Raw genomic sequence first — 17,208 nt, 5'->3', positions numbered from 1 at the left:
ACTCCCGTCTCGTCAATGATTCGGTAGATCAAGAAAATTGATGTGTCATCAGTTGTGGATCCGGCCGGGTGTGCGGTCAGGGGGCGGACGCGTCCCGGTCGTCGCTGGTCCGCCGACAGGCTGGCCCCCCGGGCGGCCGGATCCGCGCCCCCGGATGACTGCTGATCTCATGGGGTCAACCGCCTGCTCGCCCGTGACACCGCGCGGGGCGTCGATTCCACGCCGGTGGAGTGCGGGTGTTCCCGGGAGAGCGTCAAGCGCTCGGACCTGACCGGCTGGGCCGAGTGCGGCTACTGCGCCAGCTGCTCCCGGGTCTTCTGGGGTCTGCGCCTGCACCTGGTGCGCACCCCGCAGGGCTGCCCGTCGCCTTGGCGCCGGCCGGGGCAGGCGCTGATCGGTGACCGGCAGTACTACGGCCGAGTCTTCGAGCATGAGCTCGTCGAGTGGGGAGTGCAGTTGCTTGGTCCGGCCCGCAAGAGCGAGCCCTTGCGGGCCGGATTCGCGCTGTTCGAGCCGTTTCGGCAGATCATCGAGTCCGTCGACCAGCTTCAAGGCCCAGATCGACCTTGACCGTCACCAGGGTTCGTACCCAGGACGGTGTGATGGGCCGCTTCCCGCAACGTGTCCTCGCGTTGACCTGCGCGATCTGGCACAACGACCGCGCCGGCCAGCCTGTCGGGAGCCGGCTGACCGCCTACGGCCACTAGCCCCTAGAAGACCGTGACGACGGTTGCCTTGTCGTTGATTCCCCACGGGACGTTCACCGGCGGGCCGTAGGGGCCGGAGCCGATCAGGTAGTTGTTGCCTTCGAACAGGCTCAGGGTGCCGCCACTCCTGTTCCAGAAGGCGCTTGTCCTGTAGTCCATGCCGAAGTCGGCAAGCGTCCAGCGTCCGGCGCTGGGAACCACCCAGATCTGGCCACCGCCGTTGGTGTCCGAGAACAGGCACGCCTGGCCGTGCATGCAGTTGTCCCACACCGTCGCCAGGGACTCGCTGCTGACGGCGATCGGGTGGATCACGGCAGGACCGCCGCTCCCCTCGCCGTCTGCCGCCTGGGCCGAGGCGGTGCCAGCCGCAGACGCGGTCATCAGGATGGCACTGGCCGCGGCCAGGGCGAATTGCTTGCGCATTTGCTTCCTCTTTCTTGTCGATCTTGCGGTCTGAAATGCTTTCCACACGTAGCGTTCTGGGCAATTTGTGAGGGGCCCTTGGCCCTTGCCGAACGGTTCCACTAATGCGCCCGACCATCGGCGCTCATCTCTCCCCGTAGCGCCGCGCTGTTCGCGGTGTGGCCGGAGCGGCTTCCCGGTGTGGCGGCCGGTCGTGTTCGTACGCAGGGACGGCTGTGTCGCGGGCCCCGACAAGTTGTCCGAAGAACCGGTGGAGACTCCACAGTGCGGCCTGTTTGATTGTCCAGCTACAAGAGGTTGATCGAGGGCCAGGTGGGCGGCGGACAATCCGGTTTGGCCGCGGACAAGACGCAAGACGAGGGGGCACGGGGTGGCTGGTGCTGGACGTCCGCAGGGGCGGCTCAAGGGGGAGACCGAGCAGGCGGACGCGCTGGCCCGGTTCGTACGGGAGGTGACCTCCGGGATCACTGTCCGCGAGCTCGCTCGCCGCTACCCCGTCGGCAAGACCAGTTGGAGCGCGTACCGCTCCGCGGAGAAGGACATCCCGTGGCACTGGCTCCAGCGGCTGGTCCACGACCAGGTGGCGGACCCACGGGCCCGGACGGTGCTGCTGGCGCGCGCTGCCCACCTGCACGAACAAGCAACCCGGGCAGCCGGGGGGCTGCGGCCGCCCGCAGCGGAACGCTCGGCCGCGCAGCAGGCGCTGGACCTGGCCCGGCAGGCGCAGCGGCAGGCCGAGGCGGGCGTCGCGCAGGCGGAGGAGTTGATCCGTGTGCTGGTGGAGATCGTGGCCGAGCTGCGGGGTGAACTGGGCGCCGGCGCGGAGGACGAAACGAGCCCCGCTTCAGGGCAGGCGGGCGACGGGGGTGCGACGGAGCTGCGGCGGGCCCGGCTGCGGGAGGCGACGCGTTGCCTGGCCGAGGTGCGGCGCATCAGGCAGAGCGCGTGCGAGGCGCAACGGACGGCGGAGCGGGAGCAGGATGCCATCGGGCTCCTGGCCGGCCAGGAGTGGACGCAGTCCCGGGCGGGTGGCGGGCGGGAGCCGGGGTCCGAGCTGGCGGTGGTCGACGGGGTGCAGGCACACCTGCCGGTGCTACGGCGTTTGGGCGCCGATCTCGTGGAGGTGCGAGCGGCCTTGGCCGACCAGTGCCGGGAGGTGGGCCGGATGGCCCCCGCCACGGTCGGCCCCGGGATTGTCCGGGGTGAGCTGGTCCGGGCCGCGGACAATCGCCTGACCGGCCCGCCTGCGTACGGCCCGCTTGCGCCCGGCCCGGTGTTCGTCGGCCCGCCCCGTGGCGGGCCCGTCGGTGCGCGGCGCCGTACGACCGGAACCGGCGCGGCCATGGGGGCGGCGGTGTTGGCCGGGGTGCTGGTGTTGGCCGGTGTGCTGGTGGGCATGCACCTGGGCCCGGCGCCCGCCGCCCTCGATACGGTCCCCCAAGCGGCCGGCACCCGTGTCGGGCCGGAGGCCGGTGCGATCGTCGGCTCCCCCTCTCCGGGGGGAGACGGCCCCTCGGCTCCGGCCCCCAGTGGCATGCCGACCACCCTGTCGGCCTCTCCCTCGCCGAGCGGTACGCCTCCGCAGTCCGTTGGGACGGAGGCCGTACCGGCCACGCCCCCACCGGTAGCACCCGCACCGGCGGTGCCCGCACCGTCCGGTACGGCGGCCCGGACCGCAGCAGCCGGCGCCCCGCCGGAACCCGCAGCCCCCTCACCTTCGAACGGGAGCGACAGGCCCACGTCGTCGCCGGCGCCATCCGCATCAGGGCCGAAGCCGGTGACGGACCCCCCGGTACTCGGCCGCCTCGGCGGAACCCCGATGGCCCCGCCGGCGGGATCGGTGGCGATCAAGAACGGCTACAGCCTGCAGTGCGTGGCCACGACCGGCGGCAGCCGGGAGGAAGGCCAGCAAGTCCAGCAATTCCCCTGCGGCGACTACCCCGACCACTTCTGGGAGACCCAGAAGACCCACACGGACGCCGAAGGCGACACCTACTACCGGATCGTCAGCTACAACAGCGCCCTGTGCCTCTCCGTCCGGGATTCCAGCACCGAGGCCGCCGCCCAGGTCGTCCAGTCGGCGTGCACGAACAGCCCCGGGCAGTCCTGGAGGATCGAGAAGTGGCCGCGCGGCATCCGTTTCGTCAACGGCAACAGCCGCCAGTGCCTCGCCGTCTCCTACCGCAGCAACGCCCCGCAGGCTCCCCTGATGCAGTACCCGTGCGGGGACTACCCGGACCACTACTGGGACTACGGCCCACGCCGGTAGGCGAAACCCGTTCCACCCGCCGCCGACACCGCGTGTGGACCGGTCGGCTGATGGACGCACTCGCCTGCGGTCCGCTCGGCCACGGACCGTGTCCCGAACCCGGCCCCGAACCCGGCCCCGAACCCGGCCCCGAACCCGGCCCCGAACCCGAACCCGAATACCGTCGCATATAGGCAGGCTGCCTGCTAACATTTGACAGGTGGCCTGCCTATCTGAGTGAGGGCCTCCGCGATGGGGTCAGTTCCGTCGCAGGGGCGCCGGAGGAAGGAGCCGTATCGTGCCCGTCCTGGACGACACCGGTACCGCGCGGCAGCCGGTCGGAGCCCTCGGCGCCGCGGACCTCGCCGAACCCGGCGTGGCCGGGAGCCCGCGATGCTAGAGCGCGGAGTCCGCCAGGCGGTTCATGATCTCTGCGGCCCGGTGCAGCGAGCGAGCTCGCGGTCACCGGGCCGTCCGCCATGATCCGGTGCAGGGTGGTCAGGTGCGACCAGTTCCACGGCAGGTCGTCGATCGGGGCCTCGCTGCGCAGCCGCGCCCGCAGCCGCGTCATGGCCCGCGTCAGCTCGACGGCGGTGCCCTCGGGCGGAACCGGTTCGCTACTCACCGGGCCAGCACAGGGCGGCGCGCGTACGTCCGGTCCCGGCCCCGACCGGCTGCGGGCCGCAGTCCACGGTGATTGATCAGGCCGGCGGTCCGGCAGCGCCGCTCGCGCTCCCGCGGCGGTGCGCGCGAACCGTCTCGATGGTGAAAGGTTCGGTGGATTCCATGATCACAGGCATCAGGTTCCCCTCGCAGGAGATCGGTTCGGATCGCGCGGTCCTGCGTGACTGGGCCCTGCGGGCGGCCGGGGCCGGCTTCTCCTACATCGCGGTGAACGACCACGTCGTGGGGGTGGACCCGGTCGCCCGGCCCGACTACGGCGCCGGGTTCCCCGACGCCGCACGACGGACGGCGGCGTCCTACTCCGTGCACACCGAGTTCCACGAGCCGCTGACGACCATCGCCCACCTCGCGGCCCTCTGCCCGGACCTCGGGTTCTCGACCGGCGTGCTGGTCTGCCCGCAGCGGCAGACGGCGCTCGTCGCCAAGCAGGCCGCCGAGGCCGACATCCTCACCGGTGGCCGGCTGCGACTGGGGGTCGGTGTGGGGTGGAACCCGGTCGAGTACGAGGCGATGGGGGCCGACTTCCGGACGCGTGGCCGACGGATCGAGGAACAGGTGTCGATCCTCCGGGCCCTGTGGACCCGCCGGACCGTCGAGATCGACGGCGAGTTCGACCGGGTGGTCGGTGTGGGCCTGGCGCCGAGGCCGTTGCAGCAACCGATCCCCGTGTGGATGGGCGGGTGGAGCGACGTCGTGCTGGACCGCATCGGCCGGATCGCCGACGGCTGGTACCACGGCGGCGAGTTCGAGCCGGGCGTCCTCCGCAAGACCGAGCGGATCGTCGCCGCCGCCGAGCGGGCCGGCCGCCGGGCCTCCGACATCGGACTGGAGGGCGCGGTCGAACTCCGGTACGGCCTCGACGGGATCGAGGGCAGGGCCCGGCAGTGGGCCCGCGCGGGCGCCACCCACCTGGTCGTCGATCCCATGCACGCCGGGTACCGCGGCAGCGGACACCTCGACCACCTCGCCCGCATCGCGGAGAGGTTGCCGCTCGGGGGGTGAGGCCGCCGCCGCGGTGCGGTTGCCGAGGTGCCGTTGCCGCGGTGCCGCTGCCGAGGCACCGGAGCGGGACCCGTGCGGGCTGTGCCGCGACTACGGACACGGTGCGGCAGCCCTTCGGCGTACCGGGCATCAGCCGGGCACCGGCCACCCCGTCGTGACGGGCCCCGCTCAGAGCGCCAGTTCGACGAGGCCTGCGAGCAGACCGACAACGATGCCCAGGGCCGCCACGGCCGCGAGCCCGATGAGGAGGCCGACCACCAGGGTCATGCCCTCCGGGACCGCACCGCGCCGGACGCCGACCAGCAGCCAGCCGGCCGGCACGGCGCCCAGTACGAGGATCATGCCCGCACCGATGCCGTACTTCATGGCGGGCGCCGACGACCGCTCGTAGGCCACGCCGCGCACCAGCCGCACCGGGAGCCGGGTGCCGGCCCGGTGCCTGCCGGTCGTGCCACTCACCACGACTGCGCGGCTCTCGTCCGCGGAGGCGCCGGCCGGCGTGAACCGCCCCTGGCAGTCGGTGCCGTCGCTGGCGCCCTCGCTGTCGGACACCTCGTAACAGCGTTCCACCAGCACCATGCCGTCCGGCGGTCCCAGCCCCATGGCCGCGCCCATCCGCTCCGCGCTCAGCCACCAGGCCAGCGACCCCGCCCCGGTCAGGAGCGCCACCGCCAGCATCCCCGCCGCCATACGCACCGCCACACGCACCGCCACACGCCACACGCCGCCTCCCCGCGCACGCACCGCGACCGCCGCCCCCGCTGCTGCTTGCGCCCCGCCGCCCCCACCTCGACGGTGCGCGGGCCACGCGCACGGCGGAAGGCTTGCCCGACGCCGGGACCGATCTGGCCAACTGAGGATGACAGCACGACAGTTGGTGCGCAACGCCGTACCGGCCCGGCGGTGTCCGAGGCCGGTGAGCGGCGTGGTGTCGGGAGGGTGCGCGGGTGCCTGAGGGACGGAGAGTTCGAACCCGCGGGTCTCTGACGGCCGCAGGGGGGGGCGGAGACCCGCGGGTTCACCGGATTCGCGCCTGGGGGCCGAGAGCCCCGTTCCCGTTCAGCTGCCGTAGGCGTATCCGACCGTGGTTGCCGTCAAAGGCGTCAAAGGTTCAGCAGCAGGTCCCGGACCGCGGCAGGCCGGGACAGGAACGGGTGGTGGCCGGTGTCGAGTTCGACGACGTCGTCGGCGCGGCGGGCGAACTCGCGTTGCAACTGCGGCGGGGTGCCCCGGTCCTGGGCGCAGACGAGGTAGGTCGAGGGCAACTGCTGCCATGCGGCCGCCCCGACCGGTTGCCCGGTCACCCGCACGCTCTGCCGGGCGAGGTGGTCCGCCGCCTGCGCCTGGACCTCGGGGTCGCAGTCCTGAAGGAACGTGTCCACGAGCAGCTCGGGGCGGACCCCGAACGTGCCGGCGTCGGGGTCGACGTCGAGGAACGGGGCAAGGCTGCCGTCCCCGAACTCCGACAGGCTCTGCCCCACCTCGGGCAGGTAGCTGGAGACCAGCAGCAGGTGGCGCACCGACCCGATGCCCGCAGCGGCCTCCGCGGTGACGACACCGCCGTAGCTGTGGGCGACGACGACGGTCGGCTCGTCGCCGGCCCGCAGCACCTGCCGCACCGCGGCGACGTCCTCGGGCAGTCCCGGACCGCCGACGCCGCCGGGCAGGCCGGCCTCGCCGCAGCTCGGCAGCGCCGGGGCCACGCTCGGCACCCCCCGCTCCTGCAACAGCTCGGCGGTGCGGTGCCACCACCACGATCCGTCCCGCACGCACGCCCCGTGCACGAACACGACTCTCATCGCCGCCTCCACATTTCCAGGTCGGTCTCAACTGCCCCCCATGCTCATAGTGTTGCGTCGCCCGCCCGTCGTCGAAGGGCGCAGGCTCGCCGTTCAGTGATCGAAGTGACCGGAGTGACAGAAGTGACCGAAGTGATGGAAGTGACCCTCCGGGGAGGTGGCCCGCGCGCCCGCCTCGTCGGCGGCCCGTACCGATCACGGATCTTGTGTGACATGGCACTGGTGGCCTAGGTTGAATGGCGAAAGACGGACCGGCACAGACCGTCCGCACGATTTGAACGTTCAAATTTTTGCTCGGCCTGTCGTCGCCGTCGCGGTGACCGGGCCGGATGGCCGACCCGCCGACCCATCGCCCCGCCGCATCGAGGACGGTCATGAGCAATGCAGCGATTGAGGCCCGTGGCCTCAAGAAGGTCTTCACGCCGGCTGTCCGCCAACCGGGGTTCAAAGGCACGGTCCGATCCCTGATCGCCCCTGAGCATGCCGAGATCGTCGCGGTCGAGGACGTCTCGTTCACGGTCGACGAGGGCGAGCTGATCGCGCTGCTCGGACCGAACGGAGCCGGGAAGTCCACCACCATCAAGATCCTGTCGGGGATCCTGACCCCCACCGCGGGTGAGGCCCGGATCGCCGGGCGGATCCCGTACCGGGACCGGATCGCCAACGCCCACCACATCGGCGCGGTCTTCGGCCAGCGCACGCAGCTGTGGTGGGACCTCCCGGCCACGGAGTCGTTCTCGGTCCTGCGCGACATCTTCAAGACGCCGTCCGCCGATCACGCCCGGCGTCTGGCCGAACTCGACGGACTGCTGGAGCTGAGCGCCTTCTGGAACCGCAGCCCCCGGCACATGTCGCTCGGGCAGCGGGTCCGCGCCGACCTGGCCGCCGCACTGCTGCACGACCCGCCGATCGTCTTCCTCGACGAACCGACCATCGGCATGGACGCCGTGGTCAAGGAACAGGTCCGGGAGTTCCTGCGCTACCAGGTCACCGAACGCGGCCGCACGATCGTCCTCACCACTCACGACATGAGCGAGGTGTCGCGGCTCGCCGAACGGGTCGTGCTGATCAACCACGGGCGCGTCGTCTACGACGGCGGCCTTGCCGAACTCCAGCAGGACTACGGCAGCGGATGGCAGATCCGGGTCGTGGTCGACGACGACGCCGAGCTGCGGGGCGTCCCGGGATTCCTCGCCAAGGAGGGCCCCGCGCTGGTCTTCGGCGGTGACGACCCCGACGAGCAGCGCAGGCTCATCCGCCTGCTGACCGAGCTCGACGTCGTGCGGAACCTTGAGGTGCGCTCCGACGATCTGGAGGACATCATGGCCACCGTCTACCAGCGGCGCACGCTTCCGGCGGCCCGATGACGGCCATGACAGCCGCCACCCGCCGTTGGCGAGTGGCCCGGATCTCCGCGCGCTACGAAGTCTCACAACCGGGGCGCGTCACGGCGATCGCCGTCCAACTGGCTCTGCAGATCTTCCTCATGTGGTGTCTGTGGCGCGCCCTGTACAGCGCATCGCCGACGAACTCGGGGCTCAGCGAGGCGCAGGCACTCACCTACGCGGTCCTCGGCGTGCTCTACACCCGGCTGCGGGGCCCGGACCGGTCGGTCGCCGAGGACACCGTCGCCCAGCACGTCCGCGAAGGGAGCATCTCCTACTGGTTCCTCCGCCCGATCGAGCCCCGGGCCTACCACCGGCTGCGCGCGATCGGCGACCAGGCGTACGGCTTCGCCTGGGCGACGGCCGGCTACCTCGTCTGCCTTCTCCTCGGCGTGGTCCAGAAGCCCGCCTCGGCCGCGGCCTTCTGGGTCTTCCTCCTGTCGCTGCTCCTCGGCCAGGTCGTGCTCTACCACCTGCTGGCCATCACCGACGTCGCCACCTTCTGGCTGGTCGACAACACCGGCGTGATCGGCATCATCGGCTTCGCGCAGAGCCTGTTCGCCGGCGCCATCGCCCCGCTGTGGTTCTTCCCCGGCTGGTTCCGGACCCTCAGCTCGTGGCTGCCCTTCCAGAGCTCGTTCCACATCCCCGTATCCATCTACGTCGGCCGGATCCCGGCCGGGTCGGCGGCGCGTGACCTCGTGGTGCAACTGCTCTGGTGCCTGCTGCTGTCCGCGGTGCTGCACCGGCTCTGGACCCGGGCCGGACGACGCGTCATCGTCCAAGGAGGATGAGCGTGCTCACCTTTCGCCTCGTCACGATGTCCGTCAGGGCCTCCGCCGCGAACCGTGTCGACTTCCTCTCGCGGATCGCCGTCGGCGCGGTGACCCAGGTCGCCGTCGTCGTCTTCGCCACCGTGCTGATCACGCGGTTCCCGGGGATGGGCGGGTGGGCACAAGGGGACGTGCTGCTCATCGTCGCGATCCGGATGAGCGGCCACGCGCTGGCGGTGGCGTTCTTCGTCGGACTGCGGCTGGTCCCGCGTCTGGCGCGGACCGGCACCATCGACGCGCTCCTGCTCCGCCCGCTGCCGGTCTATCGCCAAGTGCTGTTCTCCTTCTTCCACGTGCCGGTCATCGGTGACCTGATCGTCGCGGCGGTGCTCACCGCCACCGCCCTGGCCCACCTCACGGTCGACTGGACTCCCTGGCGCGTCGGCTACCTGATCTGCGCGATCGTCGGCGCGATGCTGCTGGAGGCGGCCGTGCAGACCTTCCTCAGCGGGTGCACGCTCCGCTCCCCGGGCGCCAAGCTGTGGCAGGACTGGGCCGAGGAGCTCATGGCGACCTTCGGTTCGTATCCGCTGCACATCCTGCCGGACGCGGCTCGCGCTGCCTTCACCTTCCTGCTGCCGGTGGCTTTCGCCGCCTACCTGCCCGCCGCCGTGCTCACCGGGCACATGACCGCACTGCCCGTGCCGGGGTGGGTCGCGGCCGCCGCACCGGCGGTCAGCCTTCTGCTGTTCCTGGCGGCGCTGCGGTGGTGGAACCGGAAGTTGGCCCGATACGAGAGCGCCGGGGGCTGATACCGACCGCTCCGTCCGCTAGTGCCGCGTCAGGCACTAGCTGACACCGGCCCCCTCGGCGGGCCCGATCTGAGAGGAGAACCGTCCGCCATGGACGAAGTCTGGGAACCGCACGCAAGAAAGCTCGCCGGGACGCGTCGGCGCGTCGGCGCCGGTGGCCTCGAACTCGAGGTCGTGGGCGGAACACCCGTGGTCCGCACGCTCGACGACGGTGTCATCGAGGTGACGCTGACCCATGAGGACGGCGACGGCTCCGGCACCGCCGGCCGCGACGTGCGCGTGTCCTGGCTGGTGCCCTGCACCCGGGCGACCGCGCTGTGGACTCCGCTGACGTCCGGCGCGCACTGGATTCCGGCGGCGTGGTCGCCGCCCAGGCCCGCCTCGTTGCCGAAGGGCGCCCCGGTGGCCTCCCTCGTCGGCAGCGGGGACACCGGTCTGTGCACCTTCGCCGCATCCCAGATCGACGCGCTCCTCGGAGCCGGGGTCGTCGAGGAGACCGGTGACTTCCACTGCTCGGTGCAGGCCTCCGGCGCGCTCACGGTGCGGATCGACACCTCCGGTCGGCACTTCGCGCGATGTCTGGCCGACGTAGCGGCGTGGTGGGGCGGCGGCGAGACGTACCGGATCCCGGACATCGCCCGGATGCCCGCGTATTCGACCTGGTACTCGATGCACCAGGACGTCGCCCCGGAGCGGGTCGAGACGCAGGCGGCGCTCGCGAAGGAGTTGGGCTGCGAGGTCGTCATCGTCGACGACGGCTGGATGACCGCGGACCGCGCACGAGGGTACGGACACTGCGGCGACTGGGAACCGCTGTCCCTTCCCGACACCGCCGCGCACGTGGAACGCGTGCACGGGCTGGGGATGGCGTACCTGCTCTGGTACGCGCTTCCGATCGTCGGCCGCGACAGCGCGGCCTGGAAGGAACTCGAACCGTACCTGCTGCGCCGGGTCGACTTCCTCGACGCGGGGGTGGTCGATCCCCGCTATCCGGTCGTCCGGGAGCACCTGGCCGGGCGGGTGACGCGCAGCGTCGCCGAGTGGGGTATGGACGGCGTGAAGTTCGACTTCGTCGACTGGTTCGCCGCACGGGACGGCGATGCGGACGAGACGCACCCGCCCGGGCCGGAGGCCGACTGCGCCGTCGTGTCCGAGGGCGTGCAGCTGCTGCTCGCCGAGGTGCACGAGCGGCTCGCCGCGGCCCACCCCGCCGCCATGGTGGAGAACAGGCAGCCCTACGTCAGCCCCGGACTGTGGCCCTACTCGACGATGATCCGCGCGACGGACTGCCCGCTGAACCCGACACTGAACCGCACGCGCACGCTCGACCTGCGGCTGATCGCCGGCCCGCTGGCGGTGCACTCCGACATGCTGATGTGGCATCCGTCGGAGACGCCCGAGCAGATCGGGGTGCACTTGATCAGCGTGCTGTTCTCCGTGCCGCAGATCTCGGTGGACCTCGCCGCGCAGACGGTCGAGCAGCGGGAGGCGCTGTCCTTCTGGCTCAGCGTGTTCCGCGGCCACGCCGACGTCCTGCAACTCGGGGCGCTGGAACCGTCGCGCCCTGAACTGTGCTACCCGATCGTCCGGGCCCACGACGGCGCCTGCGTGGTCGTCGCGCGCTACGCACCGCTGCCGGTCGAGGTGCCTGCCGCCGGCTGGTCGAGGCTGCTCGTCGCCAACGCGGACGCCTCCGCCTCCGTGCTCCTGCTCGGTGGCCCGGAGGCCGGGGCCGAGGCGGTCGTCCAGGACGCCCGCGGCCGCACGGTGTGGAGCGGGCTCGTTCGTCTGGGAGCGGGATCGACGACCGTCGACGTCCCGACGGGCGGCCTCCTCACCCTGACGGCAGGCCTGTGACAAGGCGCCGTCCTGAGCGACCTCCGATGCAAGGACGGGAACGATGAGTATTCACAGACTGCTTCTCAACGCCAGACACCCCGAGACCATCGGGGCGTGGGTCGCCGAAATGGCCTACCGTACCGCCGCGCCGGTGAGCGAGGCCGTCACCCGGGAGATCACCGCCGGAGTACTGGGATACAACGATCCGCTGATGCTGACGGCTGCCCGCGAATCGACCGCACGGTGGCTGCGGACGTCGTACGCATGGGAGGTCGACCCCGCCCAGGTGGGCTTCGTGGGCGACATCGTGAGCGGTTACGCGGCGGTGCTCCGCCATTTCCTGCCGACCGGCGCCCCGGTGGTGGTGCCCACGCCGGCCTACGGGCCCCTGCTCACGGTCCCGGAGCTCCTGGGCCATCCCGTCGTACGCGTCCCGGGAGTGGAGACGCGAGCCGGGCACCGGATGGACGTCGACGGCATCGAGCGGGCCCTGGCCGGCGGATCGCGGCTGGTCGTCCTCTGCCATCCGCACAACCCGACCGGCCGGTCCTTCTCGCGCCCGGAGTTATCGGCCCTGGCCGACGCCGTCTCCCGCCACCAGGCCAGGGTCTTCAGCGACGAAGTCCACGCACCGCTCAATCTCTCCGGCCGGCCGCACATCCCCTACGCGGCGGTCGACGAACGGACGGCGGCCCACACGATCACCGCCACGTCCGCGTCGAAGGCCTGGAACGTCGCCGGCCTGAAATGCGCCCAACTGATCTTCTCCGCAGCCGGGGACGGGCCGGTGTGGCAGCGAGTGGCGGCGTTCTACCTGCGATCGGTCTCGCGGCTGGGAGTCGCCGCGACCTGCGCCGCCTACGACCACCCGGACTCGCACGACTGGCTGGCCCGGACCCTGCTCCGGCTGAGGGCGAACGGCGACGCCGTGGCCGAGGCGGTGAGCGCCATGCCCGGCGTCAGCGGCTCCCGGACGGAGGCCACCTATCTCGCCTGGCTGGACTGCACCGCACTCGACCTGGCCGATCCGGCCGCCTACTTCCGGAGCCGGGCCGGAGTGGACCTCGCCGACGGAGCCGAGTTCGACGGCCCTGGCCACGTACGACTCAACTTCGCGCTCCAGGAGCCGGTTCTGGCCGAGGCGCTGGCCGCCATGGCGGCGTCCCTCCGGGAGCTCCGCGGGTCCGGCGCGGACCCTTCGCACGTCCGAGGCGGCCTGACGGATCGGACGGGGGAGACGGCATGACGGGCGGTGGCGTCGCCGGACGCCCGCACGGGGCGGGCGGGCCGGCGCAGATGCGCGTACTGGTCGCGGGATACGGGGTGTTGACCCAGGGCATCCTGCCGCACCTCGCCGCCCGGCCCGGCTTCTCGGTCGGGCTGACGAGCCGGCACCAGGTCGAGCCGCCCCTCCCGGGCGTCGAGTCGGTCGATGCCGAGTCGGTGCAGGACTTCCGGCCGGACGTCATCCTCGGTTGCTTCGCGTCGGACCGGCGCAGCCGTGCGTTCTGGACCGACTCCCGGACCCGGCGCGCGATCGCGGAGCGCGGGGCCGGTTGCATCGAGATGTCCACCCTGAGCCTCGACCGGGCACAGCACTGGCATGCGGAGATCACCGCCGCGGGTGGCGTCGGCACGGAGTCGCCCGTCACCGGCAGCCGCAGCGGAGCCTCGGCCGGGACGCTGTCGGCCTTCGTCTACCAGGGCGTTCCCGATCCACGCGCCGACCAGGTGCTGCGGACCTTCACCCGTAGGCGGTACGACTTCTCCGCCCCCGGGCACCCCACCAGGTTCAAGCTGGTCTACAACGCCTGGGGGGCCTCCCTGCTCTACTCCATGGCCGCGTTCGTACCGGTGCTGCGAGAGTCGCTGGGGGAGGACTTCACGGTCGCCGAACAGGTGGTCAGATCGGACGGCTGGATGGCGCCGGTGTGTGCCAGCAAGCTCGACCGGATGCTGAGCGGTCGGTACGACGACCCGGACTTCGCCGTGCAGCACATGGTCAAGGATCTCGATCAGGCGGCGGAGGTCCTGGGCCCGTCCCACGAACTGCTCGCCCTGGTGCGTGAGGCTTTCGACCGGGCCGCCGCGCTGCACGGCCCCGGCGCCGACTACACCGCGGTCACGGGAGGGCAGGTCCGGTGAAGGCTGCCGATCTCGGACTGCTGCGGCCCTGGCTGGAACGGGAGTTCGCCGATGTGACGGGCATGTCGGTGGCGGTCTCGGGCTCGATGGCGCGAGGTGACTACCGGGTCTCGGCGACCGGGGAGATCACCTCCGACCTCGACCTGGTACCCGTCATAGCCCGGGCGGCCGACGTCGACCTGGCCAGGGCCCAACTGGCTCCCAGACTCGTGAACCTGGCGAACCGCTTCGGAGTCACCTGCACCGCGGCCATCACGCTGATGACGAACTACCTTCAGGTGCCGCACGCGGCCTACGTCACCAGCATGGCCCGGCAGCCCTTCGTCTGCGATCCACTCGGGTTGCGGCGGCTGCCGGCACCGGTGCCGGACACCTCCCCGGAACGGGTCCTTCCCTGGCTCGTCCAGCCGGTCACCTACTACCTCGCGAAATCAGGGGTCAGCGGCCAGGAGGAGAATCTGACGAAGGCGTCTCTCGCGCTGCGCCGGCTCGTGGGTGACCCGCACCTGGCGGCCCGCGCCGTGCCCGAGGCGCTGTCGCGAGACCTGGGGACGCTCCGGCGGCCCGGCGCCTCGATGAACGCGCAGCGCCACGCCTGTGTATCCTCCCTCGCGCTGCTGGTGGAGCTCCGCGTGGCCGAACTGCTCCCGTCCTCAAGGGAGTTCATGCATCGCGACGCGGCTGCGGAACCCCGTGACACCACCTTCCTGACGGTACGTAACCTCACCTTCCTGGAGAACCAAGGCCTGCTCTTCGCGCAGTCGGCGATGAGTGCGCGTCCGTCATGAGCCATCCACGCGGCATCCCGGCTTGGCCGGCAGTCCCGTAGTCCGACCATGGAAACCGAGAGAAACCTTGCCCATCAACCTTCCCAACCGCTTCACCTGCCTGACCCGGACCGCGGTGTTCGACGAGCCGGAGACCATCGACTTCCGGGAGATGGCGCAGCCCGGCGTGCCCGGGGAACTGCTCGACCAGTTACGGGTCCGGCGTTTCCTCGTCTCCCTGTCCCGGGTCTCCTCCGAGGTTTCGGAACGGCACTCGATCGAGTTCACCGAGGTCCTGGTGAAGATCCCGGTCCGATGGCGGGACCGGGCGTTCCTGTTCCCGGTGGCCGGCTATGTGGACCACGAGCACTCACTCATCCGCGGCTACCTGCTCGGGTTCCGGAAATTCTTCACGCCGCGGTCGCCGGACGCGGAGCCGTTCACCCTGAGCCGGCCTGATCGAGGCCTGGACGTGGACCTGCGCGACACGGGCGAGGGCCGGCCGCAGGAGGAACCCCTGCCCGGCGAGCAGGAACTCGAACTGCTGCTGTGGCGGGACTACGACGTGGGCCCGACGGCACGGTCGCACGGCCTGGGGACCCTGACCGTCGAGGACTACGTCCGAGGCGGTGTCCGGGAGCTCACCGCGGCCAGAGGATCTCAGACCGTGGCGGGCCGGGAGGTCCCGGTCCGCCGCCTCTTCGAGCTCAGGGACGGTTTCGTGGTCACCGGAACGGTGCCGCTCGCCGACCCGGACGATGCGGCCGAGGCAGGGCGCACCGTCAGGACGGGCGACTGACCCCCGTACCCACCCTCCGCTCGGAAACACCACCCCGGCCGCGGACAGCGGCCTGAACCCTTGGGAGTGCCTGCATGGACCTTCTCATCACCGGCGGTGCCGGATTCATCGGGAGCACCGTCGCGTCCGCCGCGCTCGACGCCGGCCACCGCCCGATCATCCTCGACAACCTGGGCACCGGCCGCATCGAGTTCACCGAAGGCCGGATCTTCTACGAGGGGGACATCGCCGACGGCGCCCTCCTGGAGCGGATCTTCGACGACTTCCCGGACATCGAGGCCGTCATCCACTGCGCCGCCCTCATCGTCGTCCCCGATTCGGTGGCCCGGCCGATCGACTACTACCGGGCCAACGTCTCCAAGACGCTGGACATGGTGGACGTTCTGAACAGGCGTGGCTGCCGGCGCCTGATCTTCAGCAGTTCGGCCTCCATCTACGCCGTCTACGACGACTTCACCGTCGACGAGTCGTCAGGCGTCGCACCGCTGAGCCCGTACGCGCGCACGAAGGTGCACGTCGAGCAGATGCTGGAGGACATCGCCACGGCCACGGACCTCAAGGTGCTGTCGCTCCGGTACTTCAATCCGATCGGCGCCGACCCGAAGATGCGCACCGGCCTGCAGATTCCGTCGCCCAGCCACGCCCTGGGCAAGCTGATCGAGCTCACGCAGGAGGGCAGGCCGTTCCAGGTGACCGGCAACGACTACCCGACCCGCGACGGCACGGGCATCCGCGACTACGTCCACGTCTGGGACCTGGCCCAGGCCCATCTGGCGGCGCTGGACAGGTTCGACACCGTCCTGGAGTCGGAAAGCCACCGGGTGGTCAATCTCGGCACCGGGACGGGAACCACCGTCAAGGAACTCGTCGCCGCCTTCGAGGCGGTGACCGGCGAGCCCGTGGAGGTCGTCCCGGCGCCGCGCCGTCCCGGTGACTCGGCGGGCGCCTACACCCGCAGCGACCGGGCCGCGGTCGAGCTGGGCTGGACGCCCCGGTACTCCATCGAGCAGGGCATCGCGGACTCGCTGGCCTGGATCGAGAAGCGCCCCTCGATCCTGCGGGACCTGGCCCTCCCCGCAGTCTGATCCTGAGGGCATCACCGGGTGACCCGATGGCGCAGGCCACCGGGTCACCCGGTCGAGGGACAACACGTGCGCACTGAACACGAAGGAAGGGGACCATGGCCGTGAACCTGTCAGCAGCCGACGTCGAACGTCTCAGACGCGGCAGCACCGCGGTGGCGACGCTCGGCCCGGTCGGCACCGACGCCCATGCGGTGGCCGACGGACTCTTCTCGGACGTCGTCCTCACCGAGTCGTTCGCCGCGGCGATGGCCTACGGCGCGCAGCACGACACCTACGCCCTGGTGGCCGCGGGCTTCCTGGAGCGCGGCGAAGCCGACGTCGTCGACAGTTGGGTCGACCTGCACTTCCGCTCGATGGACCGCATGCTGCTGGCCACGATCTGGGAGAGCTCCACCAAGACCATGTGCATCGCCACCAACATGCGGCGGGTCGACACGCTCGACGATGTCCGGCGCATAGCGATCCACCCGGCCACGGCGGTCTTCGCCCGCAAGTACGCGCCTCAGGCCAGCATCCGCTACGCGAACGCGAAGCCGATCGCCGTGGAGTGGGCCGACCAGGGCGAAGTCGACGCCTGCGTGGGCTCCCTGGACGTCGTCCGGAAGGCGGCCAACCTGGTGGTCCAGGAGGTGTTCACGCCGACCATGGTGTGGTGCCTGTACCAGCCACGGGCCTGGGGGCAACGCGGCCCCCGCGACCCGGAGCCCACCGGCCCGCCACGCAGCGGAGCTCTCCACTGA

The 17,208-nt window shown here is 71.2% G+C and carries 16 protein-coding genes; 13 read left to right on the top strand and 3 right to left on the bottom strand.

What is annotated here, in order from left to right:
• Positions 1–339 precede the first annotated feature (339 nt).
• A complete protein-coding gene (locus tag ACIPLC_RS30590; RefSeq protein WP_400476274.1) occupies positions 340–570 on the top strand; it encodes a hypothetical protein in 231 nt (76 codons plus the stop codon).
• Between the two features lie 140 nt (positions 571–710).
• Here ACIPLC_RS30590 and ACIPLC_RS30585 read toward each other — a convergent pair whose 3' ends face one another.
• Positions 711–1,130, bottom strand: a complete 420-nt coding sequence (locus ACIPLC_RS30585; RefSeq protein WP_400476273.1) for a peptidase inhibitor family I36 protein — start codon at positions 1,128–1,130, stop codon at positions 711–713.
• Positions 1,131–1,500: 370 nt separating this feature from the next.
• On the opposite strand from ACIPLC_RS30585, the gene ACIPLC_RS30580 reads away from it, so the two are divergent.
• Entirely contained in the window at positions 1,501–3,399 is a 1,899-nt protein-coding gene (locus ACIPLC_RS30580) for an RICIN domain-containing protein (RefSeq protein WP_400476272.1), read from the top strand.
• 765 nt (positions 3,400–4,164) lie between these two features.
• Complete coding sequence (locus ACIPLC_RS30575) at positions 4,165–5,064, top strand: TIGR03619 family F420-dependent LLM class oxidoreductase (RefSeq protein WP_400476271.1); 900 nt, start codon at positions 4,165–4,167, stop codon at positions 5,062–5,064.
• A 168-nt stretch (positions 5,065–5,232) separates the two neighbouring features.
• Here the strand turns inward: ACIPLC_RS30575 and ACIPLC_RS30570 are convergent, their stop codons facing one another.
• On the bottom strand, positions 5,233–5,766 hold the full coding sequence (locus ACIPLC_RS30570; protein ID WP_400476270.1) for a hypothetical protein: 534 nt from the start codon (positions 5,764–5,766) through the stop codon (positions 5,233–5,235).
• Between the two features lie 401 nt (positions 5,767–6,167).
• Positions 6,168–6,863: an alpha/beta hydrolase gene (locus tag ACIPLC_RS30565; protein ID WP_400476269.1), complete on the bottom strand. Its 696-nt coding sequence runs from the start codon at positions 6,861–6,863 to the stop codon at positions 6,168–6,170.
• Between the two features lie 374 nt (positions 6,864–7,237).
• Between ACIPLC_RS30565 and ACIPLC_RS30560 the strand changes: the two genes are divergently transcribed.
• The 10 genes from ACIPLC_RS30560 (at position 7,238) to ACIPLC_RS30515 (ending at position 17,208) form a co-directional block, all read left to right on the top strand.
• On the top strand, positions 7,238–8,230 hold the full coding sequence (locus ACIPLC_RS30560; RefSeq protein WP_400476268.1) for an ATP-binding cassette domain-containing protein: 993 nt from the start codon (positions 7,238–7,240) through the stop codon (positions 8,228–8,230).
• A gap of 5 nt (positions 8,231–8,235) precedes the next feature.
• The gene (locus ACIPLC_RS30555) at positions 8,236–9,042 is read left to right on the top strand and encodes an ABC transporter permease (RefSeq protein ID WP_400476267.1); all 807 of its coding nucleotides are present in this window, start codon (positions 8,236–8,238) and stop codon (positions 9,040–9,042) included.
• Positions 9,039–9,833 (top strand): ABC transporter permease, encoded by a 795-nt coding sequence (locus ACIPLC_RS30550; RefSeq protein ID WP_400476266.1) that lies wholly within the window; start codon positions 9,039–9,041, stop codon positions 9,831–9,833. The genes ACIPLC_RS30555 and ACIPLC_RS30550 overlap by 4 nt, the downstream gene beginning before the upstream one ends.
• Positions 9,834–9,923: 90 nt before the next feature.
• The gene (locus ACIPLC_RS30545; RefSeq protein WP_400476265.1) at positions 9,924–11,690 is read left to right on the top strand and encodes a glycoside hydrolase family 36 protein; all 1,767 of its coding nucleotides are present in this window, start codon (positions 9,924–9,926) and stop codon (positions 11,688–11,690) included.
• Between the two features lie 43 nt (positions 11,691–11,733).
• Positions 11,734–12,918 (top strand): MalY/PatB family protein, encoded by a 1,185-nt coding sequence (locus ACIPLC_RS30540; protein ID WP_400476264.1) that lies wholly within the window; start codon positions 11,734–11,736, stop codon positions 12,916–12,918.
• Positions 12,915–13,817 carry an NAD(P)-binding domain-containing protein gene (locus tag ACIPLC_RS30535; protein WP_400476263.1) on the top strand — a complete coding sequence of 301 codons (903 nt, stop codon included), beginning with the start codon at positions 12,915–12,917 and terminating at the stop codon, positions 13,815–13,817. Before ACIPLC_RS30540 ends, ACIPLC_RS30535 begins: the two co-directional genes overlap by 4 nt.
• Positions 13,814–14,605 carry a hypothetical protein gene (locus ACIPLC_RS30530; RefSeq protein ID WP_400476262.1) on the top strand — a complete coding sequence of 264 codons (792 nt, stop codon included), beginning with the start codon at positions 13,814–13,816 and terminating at the stop codon, positions 14,603–14,605. Before ACIPLC_RS30535 ends, ACIPLC_RS30530 begins: the two co-directional genes overlap by 4 nt.
• A 67-nt stretch (positions 14,606–14,672) precedes the next feature.
• Positions 14,673–15,383: a hypothetical protein gene (locus ACIPLC_RS30525; protein WP_400476261.1), complete on the top strand. Its 711-nt coding sequence runs from the start codon at positions 14,673–14,675 to the stop codon at positions 15,381–15,383.
• Positions 15,384–15,457: 74 nt separating this feature from the next.
• Positions 15,458–16,468, top strand: a complete 1,011-nt coding sequence (gene galE, locus ACIPLC_RS30520; RefSeq protein ID WP_400476260.1) for a UDP-glucose 4-epimerase GalE — start codon at positions 15,458–15,460, stop codon at positions 16,466–16,468.
• 95 nt (positions 16,469–16,563) lie between these two features.
• Complete coding sequence (locus ACIPLC_RS30515; protein ID WP_400476259.1) at positions 16,564–17,208, top strand: hypothetical protein; 645 nt, start codon at positions 16,564–16,566, stop codon at positions 17,206–17,208.

It is taken from the genome of Kitasatospora sp. NPDC086801, assembly GCF_044745805.1.
Taxonomy (GTDB): domain Bacteria; phylum Actinomycetota; class Actinomycetes; order Streptomycetales; family Streptomycetaceae; genus Kitasatospora.
The sequence above is the reverse complement of the archived record's forward strand: the minus strand, read 5'-3'. Positions and strand labels throughout refer to the sequence as shown.

Coding starts and splice junctions, on each gene's coding strand:
- ACIPLC_RS30585 (WP_400476273.1), bottom strand. CDS start 1,130: ATGCGCAAGCAATTCGCCCTGGCCGCGGCCAGTGCCATCCTGATGACC.
- ACIPLC_RS30575 (WP_400476271.1), top strand. CDS start 4,165: ATGATCACAGGCATCAGGTTCCCCTCGCAGGAGATCGGTTCGGATCGC.
- ACIPLC_RS30565 (WP_400476269.1), bottom strand. CDS start 6,863: ATGAGAGTCGTGTTCGTGCACGGGGCGTGCGTGCGGGACGGATCGTGG.
- ACIPLC_RS30560 (WP_400476268.1), top strand. CDS start 7,238: ATGAGCAATGCAGCGATTGAGGCCCGTGGCCTCAAGAAGGTCTTCACG.
- ACIPLC_RS30555 (WP_400476267.1), top strand. CDS start 8,236: ATGACAGCCGCCACCCGCCGTTGGCGAGTGGCCCGGATCTCCGCGCGC.
- ACIPLC_RS30550 (WP_400476266.1), top strand. CDS start 9,039: ATGAGCGTGCTCACCTTTCGCCTCGTCACGATGTCCGTCAGGGCCTCC.
- ACIPLC_RS30545 (WP_400476265.1), top strand. CDS start 9,924: ATGGACGAAGTCTGGGAACCGCACGCAAGAAAGCTCGCCGGGACGCGT.
- ACIPLC_RS30540 (WP_400476264.1), top strand. CDS start 11,734: ATGAGTATTCACAGACTGCTTCTCAACGCCAGACACCCCGAGACCATC.
- ACIPLC_RS30535 (WP_400476263.1), top strand. CDS start 12,915: ATGACGGGCGGTGGCGTCGCCGGACGCCCGCACGGGGCGGGCGGGCCG.
- galE (WP_400476260.1), top strand. CDS start 15,458: ATGGACCTTCTCATCACCGGCGGTGCCGGATTCATCGGGAGCACCGTC.
- ACIPLC_RS30515 (WP_400476259.1), top strand. CDS start 16,564: ATGGCCGTGAACCTGTCAGCAGCCGACGTCGAACGTCTCAGACGCGGC.